This is a genomic window from Alteromonas sp. HB246098 (genome assembly GCF_054890645.1).
On the sequence record NZ_JBTZUG010000002.1, the window covers coordinates 450,865 to 457,575 of the forward strand.

Annotated in this window: 4 protein-coding genes and 1 rRNA gene; 2 read left to right on the forward strand and 3 right to left on the reverse strand. The window is 40.9% G+C overall.

The features are described 5' to 3' along the window. Positions 1–40: 40 nt before the first annotated feature. The 3 genes from prsT to xdp1 (ACYTPF_RS07900) form a co-directional block, all read right to left on the reverse strand. Positions 41–2,854 (reverse strand): XrtA/PEP-CTERM system TPR-repeat protein PrsT, encoded by a 2,814-nt coding sequence (gene prsT, locus ACYTPF_RS07890; protein ID WP_461851806.1) that lies wholly within the window; start codon positions 2,852–2,854, stop codon positions 41–43. 105 nt (positions 2,855–2,959) lie between these two features. After that, positions 2,960–3,754, reverse strand: a complete 795-nt coding sequence (xdp1, locus tag ACYTPF_RS07895) for an exosortase-dependent surface protein XDP1 (RefSeq protein WP_461851807.1) — start codon at positions 3,752–3,754, stop codon at positions 2,960–2,962. Positions 3,755–3,914: 160 nt separating this feature from the next. After that, positions 3,915–4,850, reverse strand: coding sequence for an exosortase-dependent surface protein XDP1 (xdp1, locus tag ACYTPF_RS07900; RefSeq protein WP_461851814.1), 936 nt, complete (start codon positions 4,848–4,850; stop codon positions 3,915–3,917). 387 nt (positions 4,851–5,237) lie between these two features. Between xdp1 (ACYTPF_RS07900) and pssA the strand changes: the two genes are divergently transcribed. Next, positions 5,238–6,041 (forward strand): CDP-diacylglycerol--serine O-phosphatidyltransferase, encoded by an 804-nt coding sequence (gene pssA, locus ACYTPF_RS07905; RefSeq protein ID WP_136782349.1) that lies wholly within the window; start codon positions 5,238–5,240, stop codon positions 6,039–6,041. 573 nt (positions 6,042–6,614) lie between these two features. Then, positions 6,615–6,711 (forward strand): 16S ribosomal RNA (locus tag ACYTPF_RS07910); the annotation flags it as partial.

Genomic DNA, 6,711 nt, shown 5'->3' on the forward strand with positions numbered 1-6,711 from the left:
AGGTCTAAGGCTAATTAATGAGACTACGTAAAAGTCACGATCACAACTGCTCTAATAGTGCTCGGGCCTCAGGGCGTTTAAAGAAAGGTCGTTCTACATTTACTGCATACTCTAGCTCTTTCTTCGCTTCCTCAATTCTATTCAATTTTGCTAGCGTGTACCCCAAATGATAGCGAATGTTGGGGTCATTAGCGTCCCTTGCGAAAGCGTCTCTAAGCATTTTAAGACTACCCTCATAATCTCCCTGTAGCGCTTTAATGTGTCCAAATGTGTCTAGTATTTTAGAAGAGTTAGGCTGTAGCCCATAAGCTTGTCGCGCATAGTTTTTCGCGGTAATTAGCGATTTTTCAATATGCATGATAGCTAAGCGATTAAAGGCTTCAGCTGGATTAAGTAGGTTGGGCTCTTCAATAAGTTCTTTATAGAGTGCTGTTGATTCCTCGAACTCTTGTATAAAGAAAAGGTACTGAGCCAGCAGATTTTTCGCCAGCAGGTTATTTTCATTTTCACGAACAAGTTTTCGCGCGGTTTTCAAAAAAACATCAACAAATTGTTCGTTTAATGCGTAGTTGTAGATTGCAATAAATGCCTGTGCAAAAGCAGCATCTACGTCTAGTGCTTTTTCAAAAGCGTCAATTGCGCTTTCATCATTACCCTTATTCGCAGCTAATCTTCCCTTCAGAAAGTGATAGACCGGATTTTCTTGCTGGTTTGCTGGAATGGTCGCTAATAGCGACTGTGCGTTATCGTTTTTCTGTAAATCTAACAATAAGCTGGTATAGCGCAAAGTTACAAAAGTACTCGTGTTGGCTATGTCGTGTGCGCGAGCCATGGCGTTTAACGCGCCCTCGCTATCACCAATGTTTCGGGCTTGGTCGGCATAGGCAATTAATTTACCCGCGTCGTCGTTAATAAAGTTTCTTACAATGCTTAGCGTTTTTTCCGCATCTGCACGCTGATTATTCCCTAACTGAAGCGCAGCTTTGCGAAGGAGGTAGTCAGCATTGTCGAAATCATCTTTTATAAGCAAATCTAAATGATACAGTGCGTTCTTGATGTCGCCTTGTTGCTGGTATAAAGATGAAATGCGCTCTCTAGCACCGATATTCGAAGGATCGAGCGTTAATATATCGAGGTAAATTTGCTTCGCGTCTTCTACGGCGCCCGCTTTGGTTAAATTAAACGCCTTTAGCATTAAAGTTTCGTTATGCTGAGGGGACAAAGCAAGTAGCTCTTCTACAAGTTGGTTAGATTTATCTACATTCCCTAAACGACTCTCTGTAGCTGCTAAATTGAATTTTGCTGGAAAGAGGGTAGGGTTCTGTGCCAGCGCCTTTTCAATATTGGTTTTAGCTTCTTCTAACTGACCTTGTCTAATCAAGATGCCGGCTTTAAGGTTATATACTTCAGCTTCATCAGGAAAAAGCTTACTCAGTAAATTTGCACCCTTCAGCGCATTATCGAATTGCTGCGCCTGTAAATTCATTAATGAATAAGTGAATAGAAAACCTGCGTTATCTTTGTAGTTAGGTAAATTGTTTTCTAGGATCGAAAGTGCGTCGTCCTGTTTTCCCCTCGCTGCCATCAATTTGATTTTAAAAAGCTGAAGCTTATTTTCATTTGGGTATTTATATTCAAGGTTCTGCAGCAGTCGTTCAGCTTTAAAGGCTTTGTTTTGGCGAATAAATAAGTCACCTAGAAGAAGTGCCGAGTCAGGGTCTTCCATTAACGCATCTTGATGGCGTTCAAGTAGGGCAAGCGCTTGTTTATCTTGCTGTGTCGCCATATAGACCTGGCTTAGCATCAATACTGCCTGTAAATCATCAGGCTCTTGTTGCAAATAGCTATTAAAATCTTTTGCGGCCGTTTCCATGTTGTTGTTAAAGAAGTTTGTTAAACCGCTTATATATAGCAACATAGGCTGCGAAGTTATGAGCTCAGGGTCAAGCTGTGCCATAAAATCATTAAGCTCTTTTAGCTTTTCGTTATCAATAGCTTGTTGGTTGTCTCTGCTTTGCAACCAGCTATTAAGTAAAATGGCCAAAGGATCGTTAGGCGTGTCTTCAATGATCTCATCAACGAATAGCTTTGCTTTATCGTAGTCTTTCGCTTCTAAATACAAGTCAACTAGATTACGCAGGGCAATAGGGTCGTCTCGGTTAAAGGTTAGGGCTTTTTGTAAATGTGCAGTTGCCGCATCGGTATTTCCCTGTCGATAAGCCAGTTGTCCTTTCAAACGCCACGTTATTGCGTTCTCTGGTTCCAATGACATAGCTTTATTGATAAGAGAGCTTGCTTTAGATAAATCTTCGTTTTGAAGGGCAATAGACGCTAGACCATTAATGGCAGGTACGAAGTCTGGCGAACGGGAAACGATGCTGTTGTAGTCGCGTAAGGAGCACTGCTCATCTTCTAATCTAATACACGCGGTTGCACGAATCATTAACCATTCGCGTTCTGAGTCACCCGACAGCTTGTTCAAATCTGAAAAGTCTACAATCTCCTTATATCTGTTTAAGAAAAGCCAAGTGTTGCCCAGCGGCTCTGCCAGAAGGTTAATATCGGCACCCATTTCTAGCGCTTCCACAAATTCCATTTCGGCTGCAGTTAAGTAGCCGTTTATAAGCAATATCTCGCCCATTAATATTTTAGCAGCTAGGTTTTCAGGATCTTTCTGTAAGCTGTTTTTAAGGTGGATATAGGCTTCATCGTACTCGTTTTGGTTAAACGCTGTGAGCGCTTTTTCGTAATCTTCCGATGTAGTAGCAAAACTGTTTAAAGTGATTAGTGAAGAGGCAACTGCAGAGACAACAGCGCGTTTTACAATACGCTTTTTATTATTAAAAAAATCCATATAAACCTTCGAAATTTAGCCTAGCCACTGGCTTAAAAATAGCATAAAAAAAGGTGGCCTAAGCCACCTTTTAAAGATACGTGTTTTCTAAGCGTTTTTAAACAATTAAACTCGGCGCTTACGTCTATAAAGAACAAGACCTAAACCTAAGCTCATTAATGCAAGGGCGCCTGGTTCGCTTACTTGTGTAGGAGGGAGCGTTGTCGTGGTACCGAGTTCTAAGTTCAGTGCTTGTAATTTAAAGCCAAACCCGTCGAACTTTTCAGCAGAGCTATCAAAATAAGTATTATACGCACCAATAAGCCAGTATTTGGCTGAATTAAGCCCTGTAAACTTTGATTCGTAACTACCTGAACGACTAGAAATACCACTGTGAGCGACTGCGCCAGACACGGTGAATCCGGCTACATTTCTCCATGTGCTGTTACTTGATTGAAAACTTGTTATGTCGCTAAGGCCAGCTACAGTAACCTTTCTTTCATCATTATAACCATACACTCGATTGAAATTGGCTGCATTTAAAACTACGTCGGTGTCAAAGCTAAGCAAAATCATATCGAAATCGCCGCCACCGGAAAAGTTATCAATGTAATGCAAGTCACCATCATCATTGTTGGTTAAGGTCAATCCGCCTTGCCAATTAGTAATTTTGTGGATTTGCTCAATATAATTATCGCGATTGCCGCCTGTGTCTGACCAAGCCGTTAAACCTACTTTAACTTCAACGTCATCTATAAAAATGGATGTTGAGCTTTGCGCTGCGTCGAGGGTTTGAGAAAGATTATAAGAACCGTTCTTATCGACAAGGTCGTAATTGTATTCGCTTATAGCAGAATCTTTTGCTTGAACTGTAAAACTATAGGCTACTGTAAATACCAATAAAAATTTTGATAACTTCATACATTTATACTTCAAAAAACTTACTACTAAGTTTTTTATGCATAAAAGAGGCCAAGGTTTAAGTGTTTGTTTTAATGGTATTATTTTTACTACAAAATAACATGCAGTAAAAAAAACTGACAGGTTGTACCACCTGTCAGTGATCTAAAGTCTAATTTTCTTAAATGGCTTTATTACGGCGCCACATGACGAATAGAGAGCAAGCCATTAACAAGCCGATAGTACCAGGCTCAGACACTCCTGTAGTGTCCGGTGTTCCTGTCGTTTCTGTAATTGAGAAACCAACATTAGCAAGTTTGAAAGCATCGTTGCCAATGTACCCACCAATATTGCCAAATACTGTGTTGTATGCCCCTACGAGCCAATATTGCGCAGATTCAGTGAATGCGAAATCTGCACGGTGTTCTAGGTAGTCGCAGTTCTCGATATCGTAAGATGCAGAAGTAAGCGCGTCTGCAACAATATCACTCCATGTATTTACACCAGAGGTCAAAGCAGAGGTGTCATTTAAGGCAGCTACTGAAACTTGACTATCATTACTGCTATATAACCATGAAAAGCTCGCGCCAGTTAGCGTCACTGCAGAGTCAAATGAAAGCAGTACAAAGTCGTAATCACGCTCAACATTTGTCACTCCGCTTTTATAAGCAGCTTTACTACCTTCATAATAATAGTTTAGGTTGTCGATAGCATGGTCAGAACTACCGTTATAGTAAGCTTCGTCATTATTGGTAACTCCATAAGCCCAAGTATTTGAGATTTTTTGTAGGCTAGCGGCAACCACTGTTTCGCCAGTCACATTATTAGTATCTGAAAATGCGGACAAAGAAATGTTTACGCCATCAATCTCCACAGGAGAGTTATCAGGGTTAACACTATTGTAAACACCATCGTCGACTAGATCATAGGTATACTCACCAAGCGGCGAGTTACACTGTTTACTCTGGGTGTTGCTGCTACCCGATGAGCCGCAGTAAGAGTAATCGTGCTTTTTATAATAGGTAGCAAATGCAGAATTGGCGCTCAGCGTCGATACTAACGCTATCGAAAGCAATAGCAAGGTCTTGGAAGAAAGGGTTTTGTCTAGTAATCGCATCATTACTTTCCTATTTAAAAAGCGCATAGCGCTTCAAGTACAATCCTTCCAAGCGTTGTACTATTTATATACACACACTTTTTCGAAAAGTACTTAGTTTCAACATGGAGTTGTATGATATATAAACGGTGACCTGTTTAAGGTATGTGACCGTATACCTAGTTATTACTGCTTGGCGAGGTAAGTAAGGTAGCAGGTTCTAAATTATTAGCCTTTGTGCGTTGTCCTTATTTGATAAAGTGGACTCATCTAAATGTATTGCAAAGCTTTTTGAATATGTCATCGCAGAAATTTATGTATGGAAGCTGGCTGTATCTTTACTTTGCTATGCCTTCTTGCATATCTATGAAATAATTAACTCAATTACATGTAGAAGTACGAGGACATATGTCTGAACAAAAACGTAAAGGGATATACTTACTTCCCAACTTATTAACAACAGCAGGTTTGTTTTCTGGTTTCTTTGCTGTTGTATCATCAATGAACGGCCGCTTTGAAGCTGCAGCGGTTGCTATATTTGTCGCGATGATTTTTGATGGACTGGACGGACGCGTAGCTCGAATGACAAATACGCAAAGTGATTTCGGCGCAGAGTATGACTCTATGGCCGATATGGTCTCTTTTGGTATGGCACCTGCGCTTGTTGCTTATAATTGGGGATTAACAGAACTAGGCAAGTTAGGTTGGTTAGCTGCATTTGTATATGTAGCCGGTGCAGCATTGCGTCTAGCTCGCTTCAATACACAGGTTGGCATCGCTGATAAGCGTTTCTTCCAAGGTCTTGCTAGTCCAGCGGCAGCGGCAGTTGTATCCGGTCTTGTTTGGGTTGGTGTCGAGTATGATGCAGTAGGGACTGACTACGGATTAATTGTGGCCGCAGTAACTGGTTTAGCTGGCTTACTTATGGTGAGTAACTTTAAGTATAATTCTTTCAAAGAAGTTAACTGGCATGGCAAGGTTCCATTCGTTGGCCTTCTATTAGTGCTTTTAATATTCGTTGTTGTTGCAACAGAGCCAGCGCTTGTACTATTTTTAGTATTTGCTTTGTATGCACTGGCAGGGCCTATCAATACTTTCCGCACGGTAGAGAAAGTGACTTTAGATGACGTGGTAGGCGATCACGAAGAAGACGCGGACTTCAATGCTGATAAAAAGAACCAAAGCGAAAGTGAAGACGTTTCTAAGCAGTAAGTAGGCAGTTCTAGTCTTTATGAAAAGAAGGAAAATCTCTTTTAGTATTATTAAACAGAGCTCTTTTCCATAATTCTGCCTGCATAATAAACGAATAGAGTGAAAAGCGACCGAATGGTCGCTTTTTTTGTATTTATTTAAAATAAGTGTTGACGTGAGCGCTCATTTCCCTAAAATGCGCATCCGCTTCGGGGGAAAAGCAAAGCAGCAACCCTCTTGAAGTAAGTCTCTACTACCTATATAGGCCAGTAAAGACGGGAGTTTAGAAGAAACGCTTCAGAAAATAAATTTTCAAAAAGTGTTGACAACGAAAACTTGCAGCGTATAATGCGCACCTCACTCGAGCAGGGTGAGTCACTGAGAAGCAATGGCTTCTAGTGAATTGCGACGACCAAGGTTGTCCAATAGCAAGGTAAACGAATCAACTGAGAGTAATGTTGGTCCTCCTTGCGCAGAAGTCACGACAAAAAGCGTCATGATTCTGCACGATGTTCTTTAACAATTTAGACAAGACAATCTGTGTGGGCACTCGTTAAGAGTGTCACATAACGACGATTCATATTTCGATATATTTAATTGAAGAGTTTGATCATGGCTCAGATTGAACGCTGGCGGCAGGCCTAACACATGCAAGTCGAACGGTAACATTTCTAGCTTGCTAGAAGATGAT

Excerpts from the sequence above, each read along its gene's own strand:
- xdp1 (WP_461851807.1), bottom strand. The coding sequence starts at position 3,754 with ATGAAGTTATCAAAATTTTTATTGGTATTTACAGTAGCCTATAGTTTT.
- pssA (WP_136782349.1), top strand. The coding sequence starts at position 5,238 with ATGTCTGAACAAAAACGTAAAGGGATATACTTACTTCCCAACTTATTA.
- xdp1 (WP_461851814.1), bottom strand. The coding sequence starts at position 4,850 with ATGCGATTACTAGACAAAACCCTTTCTTCCAAGACCTTGCTATTGCTT.
- prsT (WP_461851806.1), bottom strand. The coding sequence starts at position 2,854 with ATGGATTTTTTTAATAATAAAAAGCGTATTGTAAAACGCGCTGTTGTC.